We start from the raw sequence: 21,492 nt of genomic DNA, 5'->3' as shown, positions 1-21,492 counted from the left end.
CTGAGAGATTCCAGTATGTCTTGCGACTATCATTTATTACCTCATCCAGGAATTCAAACTCTGGCTCCTTATATACCGGGCAAATCAGCAGAAGAATTGGCGCAAGAACAAGGCATCAAAGACATCATCAAGTTAGCCAGCAATGAAAATCCGTTAGGATGTAGTCCCCGCGTCCTTGAGGTGCTGAGTAATATTTCTGGAACAAGAATCGCGACTTATCCTGCGGCAGCCAATCATCCATTACGACATAAACTTGCAGAGAAATTATCCATAGATTCTGAAATGATTACCTTAGGTAATGGCTCCGACGTATTGTTCTCGCTGATGATGACTTGTTTTGCATTGCACCGCAATAAAGAAATACTGGTTCATGATCAGTCGTTCATTGCTTACCGTGTTTTTGCAAAGACACTAGGTATTCCAGTCATCAGCACCCCACTTAAGCCAAATTGGGAAGTGGATATCGATGCCATGATTCATGCATGTCATGAAAAAACAGCTTTAATTTTTATTCCAAACCCCAATAATCCAACCGGTTTGCTGCTGGAGCCAGCAGAAATCAAGAAACTTTTAAATCATATCCCTGATTCGACCATACTCGTGCTTGATGAAGCGTATTATGAATACGTCAGCCATCCGGAATATCAAAATTCCACAACATTGCTCTCTGAGCATCCGAATCTCATCATTACCCGCACTTTCTCCAAAGCCTATGGAATGGCGGGTTTACGCTTAGGCTATGCCATAGCCAATAAAGAAATCACTGCCATTTTACAGCGTGCAAATCCGCCATTTACCGTAAATCAGGCGGCACTCGTGGCAGCAATCGCCGCTCTAGACGACGATGAATTTATTAAAAAAAGTGTGAGTATGAATCAAGACGGCTTAAACGACTTAAAACATGGATTAGATAACTTAGGCATTGGGTATTTACCAACCGCAGGAAATTTTATTACCATGGATTGCAAAACCGACGCGGGTCCGCTTTATGAGGCATTGCAACGTCACGGCATCATTGTACGCCCTCTTCATCCGTACGGCCTCAATCATTATTTACGGGTAACCGTTGGCACGGAGCAACAAAACCATCGTTTTCTTGATACACTTTCAACATGCTTATCAACATAACAATATAAAAGGATAATAAATGAACAGCGATCTCAGCAGCAAACATTGTGAAGCCTGTGAAGGCATTGGTGCAGCGCTTACGCCTGAACAAATCCAGCAGTTAATGCCACAACTTGCCGATGCCTGGCAAGTCTCTGATGATCATAAAGAAATTAGCCGCGCCTTTGCATTCAAGAATTTTTACGAAACCATGGCCTTTGTGAATGCTTTAGCATGGATAGCCAATCTTGAAAACCATCATCCGGATCTCAAAGTGGGATACAATTATTGCCATGTTCATTTCACAACGCATGCATTAAAAGGTTTGTCGCTAAACGATTTTATTTGCGCTGCAAAAACTGACAAATTGCTAGAAGCTTAAAAGGTTTGTGCTACCTATTCCTCCCTTTTTAAAGGAGGAATAGTGCTTATAATAACGCTGTAAAAAAAGAAATTTTTTACAGCGGTTTAAGGTCGTTCATCAATTTCCTTGCGCTGCATTGGCAGAAAATCTTTTCTATCAAGCCCCATCACCACAGCGAGTGCTCCAGCCACATAGATGGATGAATAAGTACCTATCACAATACCGATGATCAACGCCAAAGCAAAACCGTGAATCGTTTCTCCACCATACACAAATAATGCAACAACGACAAATAACGTCAATACCGAGGTCATAATGGTACGGGACAACGTTTGATTAATAGAAGTATTCATGATTTCTACGGCACTGGCACGACGAATCTTGACAAAATTTTCTCGCACTCGGTCAAATACGACGATCGTATCATTCAGTGAATACCCAATGACAGCCAATAATCCGGCTAACGCTTTCAAATCAAATTCGATACCGAACATGGCGAATACGCCGAGAATTAATATGGGATCATGAACAAGAGCAACCGCTGAACTAAACGCCAATCGATATTCAAAACGCATGGCGATGTAAACCATGGTGGCTAATAAGGAGATTATAATAGCAAGCGCACCTTTTGTTGCCAGCTCTTGGCCGACCTGTGGACCGACAAAATCAACACGCTGTTTTACCGCCCCCGGTAACTGCTCCATAATTCGTTCAACCAGCAACGTTTGATCAAGATCAGAACGCGGTGCTATGCTGATCAGTACATCTTTTGAGGTACCGTAACTGACGACTTGTGCTTCCTTAAAGCCTATTTTATATAAACTATCACGAATGGCAGGCAAATCAGCAGACTGAGGATACGATACTTCAATTTGCGTACCACCAGTAAAATCCAATCCCCATTGCAACCCATTTATCAATAACGCAGAAATTGAAACAATGAATATTAATATAGAGAATATGGCGGTCCATTTTCGAGCCCCCATAAAATCGATGTTTGAATTCGGATTGAAAAATTCCATCTAGACCTCTCAACTTAGCTCGCTAAATACCAATTGATAATTTTTTAACAGGTCGCCCACCATAAAACCAATTAACGATCGCTCTGGTGAACGTAACGCCAGTTAACATGGAAGTAAGCAATCCCAGGGACAAGGTGATGGCAAATCCACGTACAGGCCCTGTACCAATCGAAAACAATACAACACCAACAATAAATGTCGTGATATTCGCATCGAGGATGGTTGCAAAAGCCCGTTCATAGCCAGCAAAAATGGCGGCCTGCGGTGATAAGCCATTACGCAATTCCTCACGAATACGCTCGTATATAAGGACGTTTGCGTCCACCGCCATACCCACCGTTAACACAATTCCTGCAATACCTGGCAAGGTTAAAGTCGCACCAATCATCGATAAAAGTGCACACAAGAGGATTAAATTAAGCAACAAAGCGATGTTTGCAACCAATCCAAAAAAGCGATAGTACAAGAGCATGGTCACGAGGATTAATGCCATGCCAACCTCTAAAGAAATAATACCACGACGGATATTTTCCTTGCCCAGCGTCGGCCCAACGGTACGTTCTTCAATGGGATAAATCGCTGCTGGCAAGGCACCAGCGCGCAGCAATAATGCTAAATTACTCGCCTCCTTATTATCTTGCAGGCCAGTAATTTGAAAATTATTTCCCAAGGCGTTTTGAATCACAGGGGCACTGATAACGCGCTCTTCGCGATAAGTCACTCGCTTGCTGCCATCACCCGATTTCTCCATACGAGTTTTACTTTCTACAAAGACAATGGCCATGCGTTTACCAATATTTTCGCGAGTAATCTTGGTAAAAAATGATTCTCCGCCTCCGCCCAATTGCACCTGCACTGCTGGCGTTGCCGTTTGCTGATCGAAACTTGATACGGCACTGGTGATGGAATCACCGCTCAACACCACTTGTCTTTTTAATAAAATCGGCTGGCCATCCATCATGTATAGTTTGCTGTTAATAGGAACCGCACCGGTTTGCTTAGCAATTTGCGGATCATTGTCTTGATCAACCAGATGAAACTGCAAGGTTGCCGTTCCTCCAAGAATCTGTTTAGCACGTGCAGCATCCTGAATACCAGGCAAATCTACCGCGACACGTGTCGCTCCCTGCTGCTGCACCACCGCTTCGCCTACACCCAACTCATTCACACGATTGCGCAAAATACTCATGGTTTGGTCAATCGTATTCTGACGAATGGTATTAAGTTCAGCTGGAGAGAGAGAAGCCGTCAATTCAAAGATGATTTTTGATTTAATAAAACTTAGGCCAGGCATTTTTTGTTTCAGTTCTGCCAACGCATCTTCCATAATTTGGGCAGAGCGAAATCGAATATTGACCCCTTTATCTGCGACATAACGGATGCCAGTGTAACGAATTCCTGCTTCACGCAAATCCTGGCTGATGCTTTTCATAATGCCTTCATAGCGACGATTGATGACACTATCAATATCCACTTCTAAAAGAAAATGCACACCTCCTCGCAAGTCCAAACCTTGTTTCATGGGTTCAGCACCTATCATCATTAACCAAGGAGGGGTTGATGAAGCAAGATTCAAAGCTACGGTGTAATTTTTATCCAAACTATTTCGTATGACATCTCTTGCCAATAATTGAGTATCCGTGGAAGCAAAACGTACTTCCAAATTGTCATTCTCAACCCTTGTCGAGAGATATTTAATCTTTGCTGAGTCAAGCAAACCGGTTACTGTTTGCTCCAACTGTTGCATATCAACCGGCGATTGTGAAGAAATCTGAACCACCGGATCTTCACTGTATAAATTAGGAATGGCATAGATTAACCCAATGATGGTAATAACAATCAACATCAGGTTTTTCCAGAGTGGGTATTTATTTTGCATTTAAGTGGTCTCTATGACGATCATTAGAGTGATTTAAGTGTTCCTTTAGGCAAAACAGCACTGACAGCATTTCGTTGTAAACTGATTTCAATTCCTTCAGCAATGCTAACCTTGATGTATTGCTCATCGATGGCCGTGACTTTGGCAAGCAACCCGCCAGAAGTAACAATTTCATCACCTTTTTTCAGTTTACCGATTAATTCTCGATGCTCTTTGGCACGCTTGCTTTGTGGTCGAATCAACATAAAATAAAACAACACGAAAATAGCGACAATCATAATCAAAGAAAACGTCCCATCCGCTTGCGCAGGTTGCGCCGCAGGAGCAGCTGCCATTGCATTACTGATAAAAAAACTCATCTTTTTCTCCTTAATTCAGTATTACTTATGATGATGAAGTATGACAACATCGGAAATTTGCGTGACATAATATCGAGATTTCAAGCTGGCGTAAATGAAGTATTGAATTTCAAGCTGCGAAAAACAATTCATCCGCCCAAGCCTGCCAAAGTCTTTTGACAATAAAAGAGGTTATGCTGAATCAAAAACCGTTGACAAAGCAATGGGGTCTGCACTAATAAATGATGAAGATAAGCCCGGCTCAACCGTTGTCGGCAAACAGGACATTGACATCTCCTGTCAATGACCTCAAATCGGGTCGCCTCTGTGGGTTCCGCCAATGAAAAATCACCTTCATGGGCATAAACGTATCCTTGTAAACCATCCCTGGCAGGCTTATCTGATTCCAGGTAGCAAACGCCATCTGCTATTAATGCCTGCATCTGCATTAAAGATAAACTTCCTGCCGCATAATAAGGCCTCAAATTTCCCCTTTCCTTTTTTTTCTGCTTTGCATCCTCTGCCTTATCATAATCCAAATAAAAACCATAGGACTTTGATGCTTCCCTATTGGGAAGAGTATTCACCGGCAAAAAGGGAAATACATCGTCAGGCAATGATTGCCATGCCGATGGCTTTTTTTGCATTACGTCTTGCGGCAAGATAACACAGTGTGGTCGCAGCTGGGCAATCAGCGCCAAAATATCATCCATAGAATGACGGATATAACTGCCATCGTAGGACGAACGTAATGTGTAAATGCCATTTTTGTCCGCTTCAGGGAGAGAAGCATTCAACACAATCCGGCCTGCCCAACCGATGTAAAAAGCCAGATTAGGTAATTGTTTTAAAACATCATAGCCCGGCTTCATCAAGAGCGATACCAAAGAGCAAGAAACAGTCGTCACGCCAGCCTCCTGCCAATTTTCTGCAGTCAAACAGCTTCCAGCTGAAGTCGTTAGATTAGGCACTACTCCGGCAACACAGCTCTCTTTATCGCTTTTATCCACAACCTGTTTCTCCCGCCTTCCTTAAAAGAGTTCTTGCATCCATCGTATTAATCCTTCACTCCCTATAACAGTAAACTTGCATCGCCATAACTGAAAAAACGATAACGATGTGCAATGGCTACCTGATAAAGTTTCATTGCTTGTTCATAGCCAATAAAAGCCGCAACCAACATCAATAATGTCGATTCAGGCAAGTGAAAATTTGTAATCAAGCCGTCGCAAATCTGAAACTGATACCCTGGGTAAATAAAAATATCTGTATCTCGACTACAAGGTTCAAGTTTACCTTGCCGTGCTGCACTTTCCAAACTACGAAGAGCAGTCGTTCCTACAGCAATCACCCGTTTCCCAGCAGCACGCACCATGTTTACAGCAGCGCATAAAGCATCACTGACTGTAAAAAATTCGCTGTGCATTTTATGATCTTTAATATCTTCACAACGTAGAGGGCGAAATGTGCCAGCCCCCACATGTAATGTGGAATAAGCAATGTTTATCCCTTTTTGTTGTAATGCAGCCAATAATGACTCATCGAAATGCAGTCCTGCGGTGGGAGCGGCAACCGATCCTTTGTAGCGAGCATACACCGTCTGATATCGACTTAAATCCAAAGACTCATCAGAGCGCTGAATATAAGGCGGCAAAGGAATATGCCCAATGTCTTCCAGCATCGTATCCACATCACCATTGGCTCTACAGTGAAATAAATCATCATCGCGGCCAATAATTTCAAGAAACCATCCTTTCTCTAAAAGGATTAAACCACCAATTTTAGGCGCTTTGCTGGCTTTAATATGAGCCCAAAAGCATTCACGACTGCTTAACCGCTCTATTAAACATTCGACTTTACCGCCACTGACTTTACGCCCGTATAATCTTGCTGGAATCACTTTGCTATCATTCATCACCAATAAATCTCCCGGCTCAAGAAAATCAACCAGAGACTTAAATTGATGATGGCCATAGCTTTCTGATTTACGTGAATACATTAAAAGCCGTGAATCACTGCGGTTTGCCAACGGATACTGCGCAATTAATTCTTGTGGTAATTCAAAATTAAAATCTTGTCTTTTCATTTTACAAAATACTGATTACCCTATGTTGGGTTGTGTCCTAATTTTAACAAAAATGGAGAGAATATTCATGAATCGATTATTAAAAACCCTTGCCATTGCTACCTTAAGCGTAACAGCAACCACTGTCTTTGCAGCTCCCGCTCAATTGATCACTCATAATGATACGGCGTTTCAATCCAACGCCTATGTGGGCCCAAGCCTTGACATCGCTTCTCCTCATCCCACCAAGGCGCATAGCACCAACCGTGTTTTTTGGGGCGTGGTTCAAGTGATATGTGGCAAAAGAACTGGATTTTGCAATGCCTTAATCAAAATGAAGACGGATACTGCAAGCCCTGTTACTGTAGGGCAAGTTACTTTAAATCTTGATACAGGCGACATAACACCAAAATCCATGAAAGCCAATGGCTTTACCGTAACCGTTATTGGACCAGGCGAAACCAGAATTACTCAAGATTAGTACTGTAAAAAAGATTATTTACCCGCTGCCCTTTCATCTGGGCAGCGGAATTTTTTTGCTTACTTGGTAGGTACTTCTTCTTTATCAATGGTCCATACAGCCTGTATGCCCACCAAATTAGCGTGTGGCTTGCCTCTTGCCGTTACATTATAGGCAGACGTTGTCCCAAGTGGCTCGGTCTTATTAATCGTGGTGTCGCCGCTGGCGAATAAATGCGTGTAACCCACATCAAAGCCCAAGCAAGGACGCATTTGGTAATGTGCACCAACCGATAAAGCCCAACGATCAGCATCCGGCAAACGCACATCACGCTCTGCATCAATCGTCGGCGTCTGATCATAACCGCCACCTACCCGCATCATCCATTGTTCATTGACACGATAATTGGCTCCCACGGCAAAACGCCAGGCATCGCGGTAATTTTGAGTTGAGGTAGACGTGACGATGACCGGACCGGTAAGCGGAGACGAAGCCGCCACGTTATTTAATTGAATGGTCTTAAAGACATTCCAGCCCGTATATACAACAGAGCCTAATAAGGCCAGACGCTCATTGACATCCTGGTAAGCACTTAACGTCACAACTTCAGGAAATTGAATGTCATTACTGTATAAATTGTCACTGCGAAACGTCGCTGAACCATCCGCAAAGAAAGGAACATCAGCAAGAGGTCCCGTGAGCTGACTATATCCATCGAAGGTATGATTCATTCTGGATTGATAATTCAAACCGACGCGCGTGTGCTGATCATTAAACATGGCAAGAACGCCCGCATGAAAGCCAACGCCAAACGAATAGCCTTTATTATAGCTTAATGAATCTAACGCAGTTGGCGGCATTCCAAAGGGTTGTAATAAGGTTGGTGCGCCCAGCATACGATTGAATTTTACCTGTGCCCATTGCAAATCAAGACCGGCACCAATTGCAAAATTGTCCGTCAGCTTGCCGGCCAGTTCCGGAGAAACCGTCACTGAAAGAAGCTCAGTAAAGGTCGCTGCATAACGTACAGGTGAAGAATTTGAATACTCTGTAGAAAGACCGAAAGGAGAAACAATGCTTAACCCAAACGCTGCGCGATCCGCTAAAGGTAAAGCATAGTGAAACGCGGGAACAAATGCGTCTTTGGACGCTTGTAAATTATTAAACGTTTGAGTATAGCTAGGCAGACCTATGGTTGTAAATGTGCTGCTACCAGACAATTTTGTGCTTGGAAATACCCCCACACCACTCAAAAGTACCTGTTGCTTACCCAGAAAGACGAGACCGGCTGGATTATACCAACCCGTTGAGGCATCGGCCACTTCCGCGGCAATGCCTGCCGCATAATTTCCAATCGCCGTGGTACTTCCTTCCGTATACAGGGAAAAAGCGCCTGCGTTTACTGCGCTGCTTGTCAGCATCGCTCCAATTGCCGCACTTATGGCGGTTCGTACCGGTGTTTGCATTCTTTTCACTCCATACTCCTTAGGTAATTCCAAACGATTGCAGAACAAATTGATGATAAATGAATGTATTTCATTTTCAAACCATTCATAAAAAAATAACAAGTATCCGGTTTTCTTTTGTCATTTTATCTTCCAGCATGAGCATAATTATGGCTTTCAAAAGGCTTGTAACCGTCTATTCTCCATGCTAATGTGCCTTATTTTTGCACGGATTCATCATGCAGCAAGTCATTACCAAATTTGGAGGCACCAGTGTTTCTTCTCGAGAAAATTGGGAATATATTGCAGCAATAACCCAAAAACACCTCGTCAGCGGTACTCAGCCTGTCATTGTTTGCTCTGCATTATCACAAGCATCTAATCAACTGGAAAAGATGATTGAAACTGCCTTGTTGAATGAGCATCATTCTATCCAGGCAGAGGTTTGTCAAGGATACACGCAACTTGCTAAAGATTTAGAAGTCTCTCCCGAACTGCTTCATCATGAACTACAACAACTGGAGCAATGGCTAACTGGAATTGCTTTACTAAAAGAAGCACCCGCTAAAACCCGCGCACAAATTTTAAGCCTTGGCGAATTGATGATGACCCGACTAGGGCACGCTTTTTTACAGAAAAAAGGAATTCATTGCCTCTGGTTTGATGTCCGCGAAGCCTTAATCACCACACCTATCGCCGGTGGTGATACTATCAATTATCTTGCAGCCCGGTGCGCCAGTGAACCCAATCCCCCATTACAAGAAAAACTGGTTAAAAGCGGAGCTCAGGCCATTATTACCCAAGGATTCATTGCCGCCAATCCGCGAGGGGAAACGGTTTTACTAGGAAGAGGCGGCTCTGATACTTCCGCAGCACTCCTTGCCGCAACACTCAAAGCGCAGAGTTGCGAGATCTGGACGGATGTTCCTGGTATTTATACGGCAAACCCCCACCAATTACCGCACGCACGTTTATTAAAACAACTTAACTATGACGAAGCACAGGAAATTGCTTCCATGGGCGCCAAAGTGTTGCACCCCAATTGTTTACCACCTGTACGGCGAGCCGGTATTCCCATGGCCGTAAAATACACTCGTATGCCTGAGCATTCAGGAACCTGGATTTCTCAGGATAGGGATGAGCAAGCACCTCCGATTAAATCCATTCAAGTCAAACACAGTATTACCCTCATTTCCATTGACACATTAAACATGTGGCAGCAAGTTGGTTTTCTTGCTGACGTCTTTACCACGTTTAAACAACATGATTTTTCAGTTGATTTACTGTCTTCCTCTGAATTTAATGTCACTTTGTCACTGGATGTCAGTGCAAAATTACGCGATAGAACCGCTTTAGACGCATTAATAACCGATTTAAATCGTTTTGGCCGCGCCAGAGTGATTGAGCCTTGCAGTGCAGTCAGCCTCGTTGGCCATCATATTCGTACCGTTCTTCCGCAATTAGGACCAACCTTGGAGGTATTTGAAGCTCAGCAAATCTACCTCATGTCCCTTGCATCTAACGATCTAAACTTGACGTTTGTGGTTGATGAATCACAAGCGGATAAACTGTGTCAAAAACTCCATGCGTTATTGATTGAAAATAACCCACAAAGTTTTTATTATTCCAAAAGCTGGCAGGAAGAATTCGGTAAGCCAGAAAAACATCGAATCCCTTGGTGGGAAAGCAAGCGTGATGCACTGCTAGACCTTGGTACTCAACATGCTCCATGCTATGTTTATCATCTTGCAACTCTGACAGAAAAAGCAGATGAATTATTGCAATTACAATCGGTAGATACTCTTTTCTACGCGATTAAAGCCAATCCTCATCCAGCAATACTGACTACCCTTTTGCAAAAAAATATTGGTTTTGAATGCGTTTCAATGGATGAATTGCGACATGTTTTATCTCTTTTTCCAGATATGGATAGAAATCGTCTGCTGTTTACTCCGAATTTTTCGCCAAGAGAAGAATATGAAGATGCTTTATCCCTTGGTTGCCACGTCACCATAGATAATTTATATCCTCTAGAACATTGGCCCGAACTCTTTAAAAATAAATCCATTCTGTTACGCATTGATCCAGGTTGTGGTGCAGGTCATCATAAATATGTATGTACAGGTGGTAGCGAATCGAAATTTGGCATTCCCAGAGAACAGCTTAAAGAGGTCGCTGAGCTAGTACATCAACATCGTATTAACGTCATCGGCCTGCACGCTCATTCAGGCAGTGGTATTTTATCCGCTGATCTATGGCAACAAACCGCATTAATGTTGGCCAGTGAAGTATCCCGCTTCCCTCATGCCAAAATCATTAATCTAGGTGGTGGACTAGGCATCGTTGAAAAACCAGGACAGCAACCCCTGGATCTCAGTGCCTTGGATGCCTCATTACTTGCCGTGAAATCGCGCTATCCCCATTTGTCATTCTGGCTTGAACCTGGACGATTTTTTGTGGCTGAAAGCGGTGTTATCCTTGCCAAGGTAACCCAATGCAAAGAGAAAGGCAAAGTTCGATTCATCGGTATTGAAACGGGTATGAATTCTTTACTCAGGCCAGCACTATATGGCTCCTATCATGAGATTGTTAATTTAAGTCGTCTAGAAGATAATAAGACCAGTTTTGCTCACGTCGTCGGACCTATTTGCGAAACCGGAGACACACTTGGCTATGATCGTTTACTGCCAGATACCAAGGAAAATGATTTTATGTTAATTGCCAATACAGGAGCCTATGGCCATTGCATGAGTTCTTCCTATAATTTAAGGCCACCTGCAACGGAAGTGATTCTGGACACGCATGATGCTGCCAAGCGATTATAATCAACGGGAACAGGCGACTGATCCAGCACGCTCTTTTATTGTTCAGGCACCAGCAGGATCCGGAAAAACGGAACTTCTGACTCAACGATACTTAAGATTATTAGCCACGGTTGAAGTCCCGGAACAGATCATCGCCTTAACGTTTACCCGTAAGGCAGCCAGCGAAATGCGCGAACGCATTTTACAGGCATTGCATAGAGCCGCTCAAGGTGAACGCCTCGCCTCACCCCATCACCACCAAACTTCCATTTATGCAACAAAAGCACTTATCAAAGACCAAGCATGCCATTGGCAACTACTCTCACAACCAAATCGCCTATGTATTTTTACCATTGACTCGCTGTGTCAAAGAATCAACCAGGCTATACCCCTGCAAGAAAAACAAATCCCTTTTGCCCAAATCAGTGACAATCCAGCCAAACACTATAAAGCTGCGGCACGTGCCTGCCTTGACTATGCCATTCAGCATGCGGATTATCATCAATCTTTGCAAAGGTTATTGCGTCATCTGGACAACCGCCAAGATAAGTTATTACTCTTATTCAGTAACCTGCTCGCAAACAGAGACCAATGGTTAGCACCAATCTATGAGGCTAGAACTCAAAAAAAGCAAACCTTTGAACAAGCATTAGCATGGATTGAACAACATGAAATAGGCCGCTTCTGCCAAAGCATTCCCCAAAATTGCCATGAGGAATTAATCACACTGTCCCGCCAAATAGCCTGCCTGGAAAACAACCCTGAATCAGCTCGACATCCTCTAAAAAATTGGCATCATTTTAAAGAATTAAATCGCGAACTCATTCGCAGCTTGGGTGCTTTATTACTGACAACAAACGATTCCTTGCGCAAATCCTTTGATCACCATGTAGGCTTAAAACGTGATGCCTGCAGCAAGGAAGAATATCAGCAATTAAAAGAAGCCAGCAAAAGACTCTTAGCGACCCTAAACGAGTCACCCGATTTTCTCGAATCCTTGCTAAGAGTTAAAGAATTGCCTGCGCCATCCTATGACCCAAACCAATGGGAAGTACTGCAAGCCTTATTGACGTTACTGCCTTTATTAGCAGCACACCTGCAGTTAATATTCAGCGACTGCAATGAAGTTGATTTTACCGCTATTTCTCAACAGGCTTTGCAAGCATTAGGAGATGAAGACTCTCCAACGGATTTAGCACTTTATCTTGATCATCAAATCCATCACTTACTGGTTGATGAATTTCAAGATACATCCATTCAACAATTTCAATTATTGGAACGACTTGTGCAAGGATGGCAAACGAATGAGGGCAAAACGCTGTTTGTCGTTGGCGATCCAATGCAATCCATATACCGCTTCCGTGCCGCGGAAGTCGGTCTTTTCTTACGAGCCAAGCAACAAGGTATTGGTCCAATCCAGCTTATTCCCTTGGAGCTGAGCTGTAACTTCCGCTCCGCGAGCGTCATTGTGGATTGGATTAATCACCATTTCAGCGCTATTTTTCCTGCCACCAATGATATGGAATTAGGAGCGATTGCCTTTCATCATTCAAAAGGAACACAACCATCCAGTCAAACAAACTTTGTGCAGTTATTTGAAGCTAAAGATAGCCAGGAAGAAGCACATGCTATCATAAACCTTGTGATTCAAGAGTTGCAAACTCATCCTAACGATGAAATTGCCATCCTTGTACGTTCGCGTACACAACTGCGTGACATCATGCGCTTGTTAAGAAAAAATCAGATTCCTTTCCAGGGAATAGACATCGACCTTTTGGCTCATTTACCTCATTTACAAGACGTATGGTCACTCACGCAAGCCTTGCTCATGCCTGCCAATCGGCTAGCCTGGCTCGCCGTACTTCGCAGCCCATGGTGCGGTTTGTCATTGGTCGATATGCACTGCATTGCAAATTTTTCACAAGACAAATCCATTTATTTTGCTTTGTCACAGCTTAATGATATTCAAGGGTTAAGTGATGAAGGACAGGCACGCAGCCAATTTTTTTATCAAATCATGCAACAGGCTCTACTAACCCGCCATCAACAGCCTCTTGTGGATTGGGTAATAAATACCCTCCGAACACTGCACCTTGACCAGGTACTTAGTACCAGTGAACAGGATGATCTGGACCAATTTTGGCTTTTACTAGAACAATTCGAAGAACATGGCCAAATTGCTGACCTGGAACAATTCGAGACGGAATTAAAAAAACTCTATTCCCAACGAATCACACCCGCTCGATTGCATATCATGACCATCCACAAATCAAAGGGACTAGAATTTGATTGCGTGATTATTCCTGGCTTGAGTGCGCGCCCCACTCAATTCGATAAACCTTTACTTCGTTGGCTTAAACTGCCAACGCAGCAAGACAACCTGCTGCTGGTTTCACCCGTAAAAGCGGCTCATGAGGAGCATTGTTTATTATATAATTATCTGGAAATGCTGGAAGAATATAAAAACCATTATGAAGTGCAACGCCTGCTGTATGTGGCTGCAACGCGAGCGAAAAAGCGTCTTTATTTCTATGATAAAAACGATAAAGGCAGTTATGGGTCGTTCCGAAGTCTGCTCAAAAATTTGTCGTTTATTTCAGTCAATTCAGTGTCTTCTCAAATCGACAAAGAAACAACCAAAGAGCCAAAGCTCTATTGTCTTCCTCTTGACTTTTATCAGAACCCACCACCATGTCTTCATCCAGTCGTTAGCAATCTATCCTTTCCTCTTAATCATCACCATTCACGTCTCATTGGCATTGTGACCCATGAATTACTGCAATGGATTTGTGACCACCATCCAGCGACGTTTTTTGAAATTCCGTGGAACTTGGTGCATCATCAATTTAAAACCATGGGTTTAACTGGACAACACCTCATCACAGCACAATCCCAAATCCAAACACAAATAAAGCAATTATTTTCAGATCCAATCGGTCAATGGCTAATCAAAAGACAGAGTGAAGAACATAACGAATTAGAACTTCTGGCCTATAATGACTCTGAAATAGGAACTAAAATTATTGACCGGACTTTCTGCGAGCAAGGTATTCGATGGGTTATTGATTTCAAAACAGGACAAGAAGAGGAACACGCAGAGCACCAACACCGCCAACAAGTTCAACATTATGCACGTCTCTTAGCCAATCTTTACCCTGAGCCCATTCATTGCGGATTATATTATCTGGCAAATGCCCATTGGCTCGCATGGAACTATGAGGACGATTTGCTCTAACCCTCGCAAAATACACCAGTACGAGGTATCATGCGCACATAGCAATCACTGGCATAAACTCATGACGCCGGAAAATACTGTTGTTAAGCTGTTAAACCATACCACAGAATCCTTCTTGGGCATGAGTTTGCGTGAGCTCCCCATTAAACCGCATGTTTCTCTGAAAGACACCCAACTCAATCTGCATTTATGCGCCAGTTTTCCCAGTGCATTCTTACAAAAAACACTTCTTCCTTCTTTAGCATCAACACTGGAGCAAGCACTTCCCACCTATCAAATAAATATTACCCTGGAGCATTCTATTAAAGCTCATCGCACACAATTGCCAGGTAAAACGCTACGTGACGTAAAAAACATCATTGCCATTGCATCAGGGAAAGGCGGAGTAGGAAAATCTACCGTTGCTGTCAATTTGGCCACAGCCCTAGCACGTGCCGGTGCCCGCGTCGGACTCCTTGATGCAGATATTTATGGGCCAAGCATCCCGTTGATGCTGGGTAAGTCTGCACCAGTAGAAATCCGCGATGATCGTTACCTGCCAGTCCTTGTTCATGGAGTACAAGCCATGTCCATCGGTTATCTGACCGAAGACGAACCTGCGTTAATCTGGCGCGGCCCAATGCTTGCCAAATCCCTGATTCAAATGCTAGACATCACCGCATGGGACGCACTGGATTATTTGTTGCTTGATTTGCCTCCAGGCACAGGCGATATCCAACTAAGCCTGGTGCAAAAAATTCCATTAACTGGCGCTGTGATTGTTACAACCCCGCAAACCGTTGCGACTCTTGATGCACAAAAAGCATTGAAAATGTTTGCCAGAACCAATATCGATGTCTTAGGCATCATTGAAAACATGTCTTTTTATCGTTGCAGTCAATGCGGCCATCAAGACAGTATTTTTGGTCATGGCGGCGCTCAACAACTCTGCAAAACCTACCGCTGTAACTTGCTTGGCCAACTTCCTTTAGACCGCCGCATTAGAGAAGAATGCGATCGAGGGATTCCTACTGCAACTCATGATGACGATGAATTAGCGATGGCTTTTGTTAAAGCAGCCATGCAAACAACCATTGAGATCGCCAGAAAACCACTGAATTACGCCGATAAATTCCCACCGATCATTGTTGAATAATCTCATAAGGGTAGTATTGTAACCTATTACCAGGAAATAAATTCAGCCAGTCTTTCACCTGCCTGTGACGTTATTTCTTTATTCATGTTAAACTTAAACGATATTTTTTGATTGAGTTCTAGCAACATGTCTGAAAATTACACTGCTGAAGCCATCGAAGTGTTAAGCGGTCTTGAACCGGTGCAACGTCGCCCAGGTATGTATACCGACACCAGCCGTCCAAATCATCTGGCGCAAGAAGTGATCGATAACAGCGTCGATGAAGTGCTTGCAGGCTTTGCCAGCCATATCCTTGTTACCTTGCATGAAGATGGTTCCGTAGAAGTTGAAGATAATGGCCGCGGCATGCCAGTGGATATTCATCCCCAATTAGGATTAAGTGGTGTTGAAGTCATCATGACCCGCCTGCACGCTGGCGGCAAGTTTTCTCATAAAACTTATCGTTTTTCAGGTGGCTTGCATGGGGTTGGAGTTTCCGTGGTTAATGCCTTGTCAGAGCGACTTGAAGTCAACATCAAACGCAACGGCATTGTCTACAGCATGTCTTTTATTAATGGAGAAAAAGAAGCAGAACTGAATGAAATTGGCGTTACTAAAAAACGTGATACTGGGACCATCATTCGCTTTTGGCCAAATGCCAGCTATTTTGATACAACCCGTCTTTCCAGCAAACAATTGATTCATGTTCTACGGGCTAAAGCCGTACTTTGCCCGGGTTTATCCATGACGTTTATCAACAAGATCACCAATGAAGAAATGCACTGGTGTTATGAACAAGGACTAAGCGACTATCTTTGCCAATCTCTGGCTGCCGAATTCATCCCACAGGAACCTTTCAGTGGTGAATATCATAGTGAAGAAGCCACCGTGGATTGGGCCTTGGTCTGGTCGTCCTCACCAGTAACGAGTGTTAATGAAAGTTATGTGAATTTGATCCCTACCATACAGGGTGGCACGCATGTTAATGGGCTGCGGTCAGGATTGTTCGATGCCTTATCTTCTTTTTGTGAATTGCGTAATCTCCTGCCGCGTGGCGTAAAACTCGCTGCGGAAGATCTCTGGGAACCCTGTCAATACATATTATCGGTAAAAATGAAAGAACCGCAGTTTGCTGGACAAACCAAAGAGCGTCTCAGTTCCCGCCAAACAGCAGGCTTGGTCAGCAGCGTCATCAAAGACGCATTTGCGCTTTGGTTGAACCAACATCGAACTGCTGGTGAAATGATTGCTAATCTTGCCATTGAACGCGCTCAAAAAAGACTGCGTCAGGCAAAACAGGTTGCCCGCAAGCGCGTCCACCAAGGACCTGCCTTACCAGGAAAACTGGCGGATTGCCTGCAGCAAGATTTAAATCAAGCGGAATTATTTCTGGTGGAAGGTGATTCAGCCGGAGGATCCGCCAAACAGGCACGCAATAAGGAATTTCAAGCCATTTTGCCATTACGGGGTAAAATTCTAAACGCTTGGGAAGTGGATTCATCACAAGTGCTGGCTTCCCAGGAAATACATGATATTTCGGTGGCCATTGGCATCGATCCGGGCAGTGACGATCTTGACGGCTTAAGATATGGCAAGCTATGCATTCTTGCTGATGCCGATTCAGATGGTGCTCATATTGCCACGTTGCTTTGTGCACTTTTTCTGCGTCATTTTAAACCATTGGTTAAGGCTGGCCATGTCTTCGTTGCCATGCCACCTCTTTATCGCATAGATGTCGGCAAAGCCGTACATTATGCGTTAGACGATGAGGAAAAAGAAAAAATCATCACCGAGCTTTCCAAAAATCAAAAAACCAAAATCAATGTACAACGGTTCAAGGGGTTAGGTGAAATGAACCCCATGCAATTACGGGAAACGACGATGGATCCTAATACCCGAAGATTAGTGCAATTGACCCTTGATGATGAACCTGAAACCATGGCGATGATGGATATGATGCTTGCCAAAAAGCGAGCAAACGATCGCAAGACATGGCTTGAAAATAAGGGAAATCTGGCTGAAGTATCGTCTCATATAAGTGACTGAGGAGCGCCTAGGACATATACTTGCGCAGCATCCAAATCCATCTCATGAGCATCTTCCATAGATTGCGCGCAAGGAGACGACGACTTATCTATACCTACCTCTACCGCTGCCAGCCGCAGTAAAGGCTGTAATTCTTGCTCCTCTCTTACCTGTCGTCTGCTGGCAGAAGAAAATAAACCATCTCGACTGGCAAAGCCAGGTTTCATGGCTCTTTCTTGGGAAAACACTGAGCTTAACTCAGCTGAATTTGTTCTTGCTGCTTCCGTTAGAGATGATGCCATCTCAGGATGCGCTTCAGCCTGCAACCTAGCCTCCTCTGCATGTTCTAACGCTTCAAATTCCTGAACCAGGTGTGCTTTCATCCGCTTATCATTATAGAAGGAACACAGTTTTTTCAGTCCATAAACAACAGCAATGGCTGCCAATATGACAATGCTCACAAAAATACCACCCGGCACAAAACTCCACACGGTTATAATCCCGGCAAGAACGATGGAAGCGGCCAATGCAATGACTACGTTATTTCTGCGTCTTGCATAGTCATTAGCAATTCGGATTTTTTCCTGGCGAACCTCGAGAAGATCCTCATCGGTCATAGGACCTTTCTTGCGATTTTCGTTCCAGACCTGCACTAAATGAAATACCTCATTGCATACTGAAACCAGTGATGCAGCCACAAATAATATAGCCGCTACTGGATTCATGGTGGTTGCTGCAGCAATTAACACACCATAAGCCGCTAAATTTAATGCTGAAGAAGCAAACAAAGAAAAATTTTCACGAAATCGGTGCAGAAGGGAAACATTTGGTTCCGAAGCACTCTGATAAAAACTGTATATTCCAACACCAAGTGTATAAATTAGGCCAATCACAGGAAAGAACGCACTCACCGCTAAAAGGCTTTGAATGGCAGTCAGCCCTCCAGTAATAAGAAATGGCGGTATAAAAGAAAGCGCAAAAAGCAGTATGGCGCCACCGATGAGAATTTTCCTTTTTTTATGCTTACTCTTTTCTGTGATTAATCTTAAAAATTCATTAATTTTTTTATTTTCGCGGTTGGTTAATTCCTGTAACTCCAGAAAAAAATCATAAACAGTCAAGGAAGCATGAAGATACCGTCCCCATTTAATTTTAGGAATCCCTAAAGCGAGTAATAGTTGTTGAATGCAAGCCTGAATCTCTTCATTTTCATTGATATTTGTCTGATAAAAGTCATGATTGAACACAGCCATTTTTTTACTATAAAACTTCATGCGTTCACTAAAAATAGTCACGTCGTTCTTTTGTATACTATCTATGAAGGATTGCAGTGTCTCAATAAGCGATGACATACCAATTTGGCTATTTTTTATTAAATACCAACATTATATATGGCAAACATTAATACAATATTAACACAACATTACCATCTAAATCTTAACAGAGGCACAATATTAGTATAATCATCGGTCCACAAAACACGTTTAGCTCCTGCCATAAAGCGCCACTTATCTGTCCCCATTAACTGATTGGCCAATGTTTCATTTTGAGTCAGTAACACCCATTCTGATGCCAATTGTCCAAGGTGTGGATTACCTGCCTGCTGCTTATGTAATACCACCATATCAAACGCTTGCCCAACCGCAATCAACACGGGTAATAAGTTTAAGTGACGATTACTGATGTTAATCAAGATAACACCATCGTCTTTAATCTTTTTCTGGTAAATAGCAAACGCCTCTCTGGTCAACAAATGTACCGGTATAGAATCTGAATTAAATGCGTCTATGACTAACAATTCATACGACGCATCCTTAGCCTGAGCCGCTGCAATACGACCATCGGCCTGAATCAATGATACCTGGGGCAGACAATCACGCAAATAAGTAAAAAAATTAGGATTTTTCGCAATATCAATCACTTGTTTATCAATTTCGACCATCGTAACCTTATCTTGTTTACGAAATTGGCAAGTCATAATCCCTGTGCCTAAGCCAATGATCATGGCATTCAATGATGGTGATGCAGCCTGCATTCGCTGAACCACAGGAAATATTGCCCCATAATAAGCCCTTGTACCGGCATTTGGCTGGTTATCATAAACTTGAAAACCATGGATTGTACTTTGACTCATTAACACATGCGCTCCTGCATGAGAAAACACTTGTTTTATTCCATAAAAATTGCGTTGTTGACTAAGTATTTCAGTCGATTTAAACGCTGGTATGAAAATAAAAACGAATAAAATCAACATACTAAAAAAAAGATCCCATTTGGCTCTGTACGTCAGTAAAATAATAATTAATGCTAATATTTCAGCTGTATGATATATCTTTATCCATCCAAATATGCTTTTCTCTGGTATGTAAGAATTAATAAGCAACATCAACAATACAACCATGGCACTCGGCCAACGGCGTTTGGTTCGATGGATTGGAATACATAATAAAGCCAGTAATATCACTAAAGGATATTCGTAGGAGTCCGCAAATAGTTGCGGCGCCAACAAGCCATTAAACAAACCAGCCAAAACGCCGCCTAATGCCAAACAAAAATAAAAGGTGGTCAATTGAAATGCAGGTGGGCGCAAGCGAGCCAATTCACCATGGCAAAATAACGCCAGCATAAAAAAACCTGTTAAATGGGCAATAATGAGTTGGCCCACCGAAATATGCTGTACGCCAACAATAAAAGCAAGCATGGGGAATATTAAAAAATACAGGATATGCTTCACTACCCAATCATGAGAAATCAACGGTTTTCTGGCAAACGTTAACACAAAAGAAAACAGATAAAGCGCTAAAGGTAAAACCCAAAATAAAGGCGTGGCTGCTATATCGGTCGTAATATAAAAAGTAACACCCAACATCAAGCTACAGGGCACAAAACTCAAAAAAAGCCAATGAGCTTTCTTTCTCCAAGTTATCTTAGCCAATGTGTCCAGTGTAAGGGTTAGTGACTGATAATGAGGGATTAACAACAACCCTGTCATCAAGAAAAGATAAACGAAATAAAGAATATTCCAGCCGTAAAATTGTTCACCGACTCTTGAAAAGCGCTCAATTAGCCATGGATAACTCAGCAATGCCAATAAGCTTCCTGCGTTACTGGCCACATACAGGTAATAAGGATCTCTTCCTGTGTTCTGTTTAGTCTGACTAAAAGCGTATTGCAACAAGGGTGCTGATGCCCCAATCACTAATAAAGGCACGCCAAGCTGCAACAGCAGCGTTTTCAGAATTGCCATTTCTGGCATTCCTCCATCAGTAGGAGGAACAACCAAAAGCGGTAAAAAAATAAGGCTTAATAAGCAAACCGTCAAATGAACAAACCGCCACGAAGTGCCTTTTAATCGGCTTAAAAACCAGGCATAAGCATAGGCAAGTAATAACAACAGTTGGAAAAAGAGCATACATACCGTCCATACGGCTGGAGTTCCACCATACACCGGCAATAATACCTTGGCTACCATCGGCTGAATAACAAACAGTAAGCTCGCGCTTAAAAACAGACTGAGAGGAAAAAGAAATGTTTGCACCCACACGATCCAATATTTTTTAATGCCATGTTGCTGCTCTCAGCAAAAGAAGTCAATATTACAAGCAAATTGCGGTAAGTTTGCTATACCTAAAAT

15 protein-coding genes are annotated in these 21,492 nt (G+C 43.0%); 7 read left to right on the top strand and 8 right to left on the bottom strand.

The window, feature by feature from the left end; translation table 11 throughout:
• Positions 1-15: 15 nt before the first annotated feature.
• Together hisC and E1O52_RS02025 are read left to right on the top strand one after the other, a co-directional pair.
• Positions 16-1,128 carry a histidinol-phosphate transaminase gene (gene hisC / locus E1O52_RS02030; protein WP_133127047.1) on the top strand — a complete coding sequence of 371 codons (1,113 nt, stop codon included), beginning with the start codon at positions 16-18 and terminating at the stop codon, positions 1,126-1,128.
• Positions 1,129-1,147: 19 nt separating this feature from the next.
• Positions 1,148-1,489, top strand: coding sequence for a 4a-hydroxytetrahydrobiopterin dehydratase (locus E1O52_RS02025; protein WP_133127046.1), 342 nt, complete (start codon positions 1,148-1,150; stop codon positions 1,487-1,489).
• Positions 1,490-1,575: 86 nt separating this feature from the next.
• Here E1O52_RS02025 and secF read toward each other — a convergent pair whose 3' ends face one another.
• The 5 genes from secF to queA all read right to left on the bottom strand — a co-directional run bounded on the left by secF (position 1,576) and on the right by queA (position 6,796).
• The gene (gene secF, locus E1O52_RS02020) at positions 1,576-2,493 is read right to left on the bottom strand and encodes a protein translocase subunit SecF (RefSeq protein WP_133127045.1); all 918 of its coding nucleotides are present in this window, start codon (positions 2,491-2,493) and stop codon (positions 1,576-1,578) included.
• 22 nt (positions 2,494-2,515) lie between these two features.
• Entirely contained in the window at positions 2,516-4,372 is a 1,857-nt protein-coding gene (gene secD / locus E1O52_RS02015; RefSeq protein ID WP_133127044.1) for a protein translocase subunit SecD, read from the bottom strand.
• A gap of 23 nt (positions 4,373-4,395) precedes the next feature.
• On the bottom strand, positions 4,396-4,731 hold the full coding sequence (gene yajC / locus E1O52_RS02010) for a preprotein translocase subunit YajC (RefSeq protein ID WP_133127043.1): 336 nt from the start codon (positions 4,729-4,731) through the stop codon (positions 4,396-4,398).
• Between the two features lie 128 nt (positions 4,732-4,859).
• Positions 4,860-5,720: a tRNA guanosine transglycosylase family protein gene (locus E1O52_RS02005; RefSeq protein WP_133127042.1), complete on the bottom strand. Its 861-nt coding sequence runs from the start codon at positions 5,718-5,720 to the stop codon at positions 4,860-4,862.
• Between the two features lie 62 nt (positions 5,721-5,782).
• A complete protein-coding gene (queA, locus tag E1O52_RS02000; RefSeq protein ID WP_133127041.1) occupies positions 5,783-6,796 on the bottom strand; it encodes a tRNA preQ1(34) S-adenosylmethionine ribosyltransferase-isomerase QueA in 1,014 nt (337 codons plus the stop codon).
• 67 nt (positions 6,797-6,863) lie between these two features.
• Here queA and E1O52_RS01995 point away from each other — a divergent pair, with 67 nt between their 5' ends.
• Positions 6,864-7,256, top strand: a complete 393-nt coding sequence (locus tag E1O52_RS01995; RefSeq protein ID WP_133127040.1) for a hypothetical protein — start codon at positions 6,864-6,866, stop codon at positions 7,254-7,256.
• 59 nt (positions 7,257-7,315) lie between these two features.
• Here E1O52_RS01995 and E1O52_RS01990 read toward each other — a convergent pair whose 3' ends face one another.
• Complete coding sequence (locus E1O52_RS01990; protein WP_165474683.1) at positions 7,316-8,710, bottom strand: OmpP1/FadL family transporter; 1,395 nt, start codon at positions 8,708-8,710, stop codon at positions 7,316-7,318.
• A 209-nt stretch (positions 8,711-8,919) separates the two neighbouring features.
• Here E1O52_RS01990 and E1O52_RS01985 point away from each other — a divergent pair, with 209 nt between their 5' ends.
• From E1O52_RS01985 to parE, 4 genes are all read left to right on the top strand, one after another.
• Positions 8,920-11,505 (top strand): bifunctional aspartate kinase/diaminopimelate decarboxylase, encoded by a 2,586-nt coding sequence (locus tag E1O52_RS01985; RefSeq protein WP_133127039.1) that lies wholly within the window; start codon positions 8,920-8,922, stop codon positions 11,503-11,505.
• Positions 11,486-14,719 (top strand): UvrD-helicase domain-containing protein, encoded by a 3,234-nt coding sequence (locus tag E1O52_RS01980; RefSeq protein WP_423202701.1) that lies wholly within the window; start codon positions 11,486-11,488, stop codon positions 14,717-14,719. Before E1O52_RS01985 ends, E1O52_RS01980 begins: the two co-directional genes overlap by 20 nt.
• A 61-nt stretch (positions 14,720-14,780) precedes the next feature.
• Entirely contained in the window at positions 14,781-15,854 is a 1,074-nt protein-coding gene (gene apbC / locus E1O52_RS01975; protein ID WP_133127037.1) for an iron-sulfur cluster carrier protein ApbC, read from the top strand.
• A 126-nt stretch (positions 15,855-15,980) separates the two neighbouring features.
• On the top strand, positions 15,981-17,879 hold the full coding sequence (gene parE, locus E1O52_RS01970) for a DNA topoisomerase IV subunit B (RefSeq protein ID WP_133127036.1): 1,899 nt from the start codon (positions 15,981-15,983) through the stop codon (positions 17,877-17,879).
• Here the strand turns inward: parE and E1O52_RS01965 are convergent.
• Together E1O52_RS01965 and E1O52_RS01960 are read right to left on the bottom strand one after the other, a co-directional pair.
• Positions 17,864-19,153 carry a hypothetical protein gene (locus tag E1O52_RS01965; RefSeq protein WP_133127035.1) on the bottom strand — a complete coding sequence of 430 codons (1,290 nt, stop codon included), beginning with the start codon at positions 19,151-19,153 and terminating at the stop codon, positions 17,864-17,866. The two genes, parE and E1O52_RS01965, sit on opposite strands and share 16 nt — an antisense overlap.
• Before the next feature lie 128 nt (positions 19,154-19,281).
• Complete coding sequence (locus tag E1O52_RS01960; RefSeq protein ID WP_207384155.1) at positions 19,282-21,396, bottom strand: fused MFS/spermidine synthase; 2,115 nt, start codon at positions 21,394-21,396, stop codon at positions 19,282-19,284.
• Positions 21,397-21,492: the final 96 nt, after the last annotated feature.

The sequence above is a fragment of the Legionella nagasakiensis genome (assembly GCF_900639915.1).
GTDB classification, from domain to species: domain Bacteria; phylum Pseudomonadota; class Gammaproteobacteria; order Legionellales; family Legionellaceae; genus Legionella_A; species Legionella_A nagasakiensis.
Note: the sequence above shows the minus strand (reverse complement) of the source record. Positions and strands in the feature narration are given on the sequence as shown.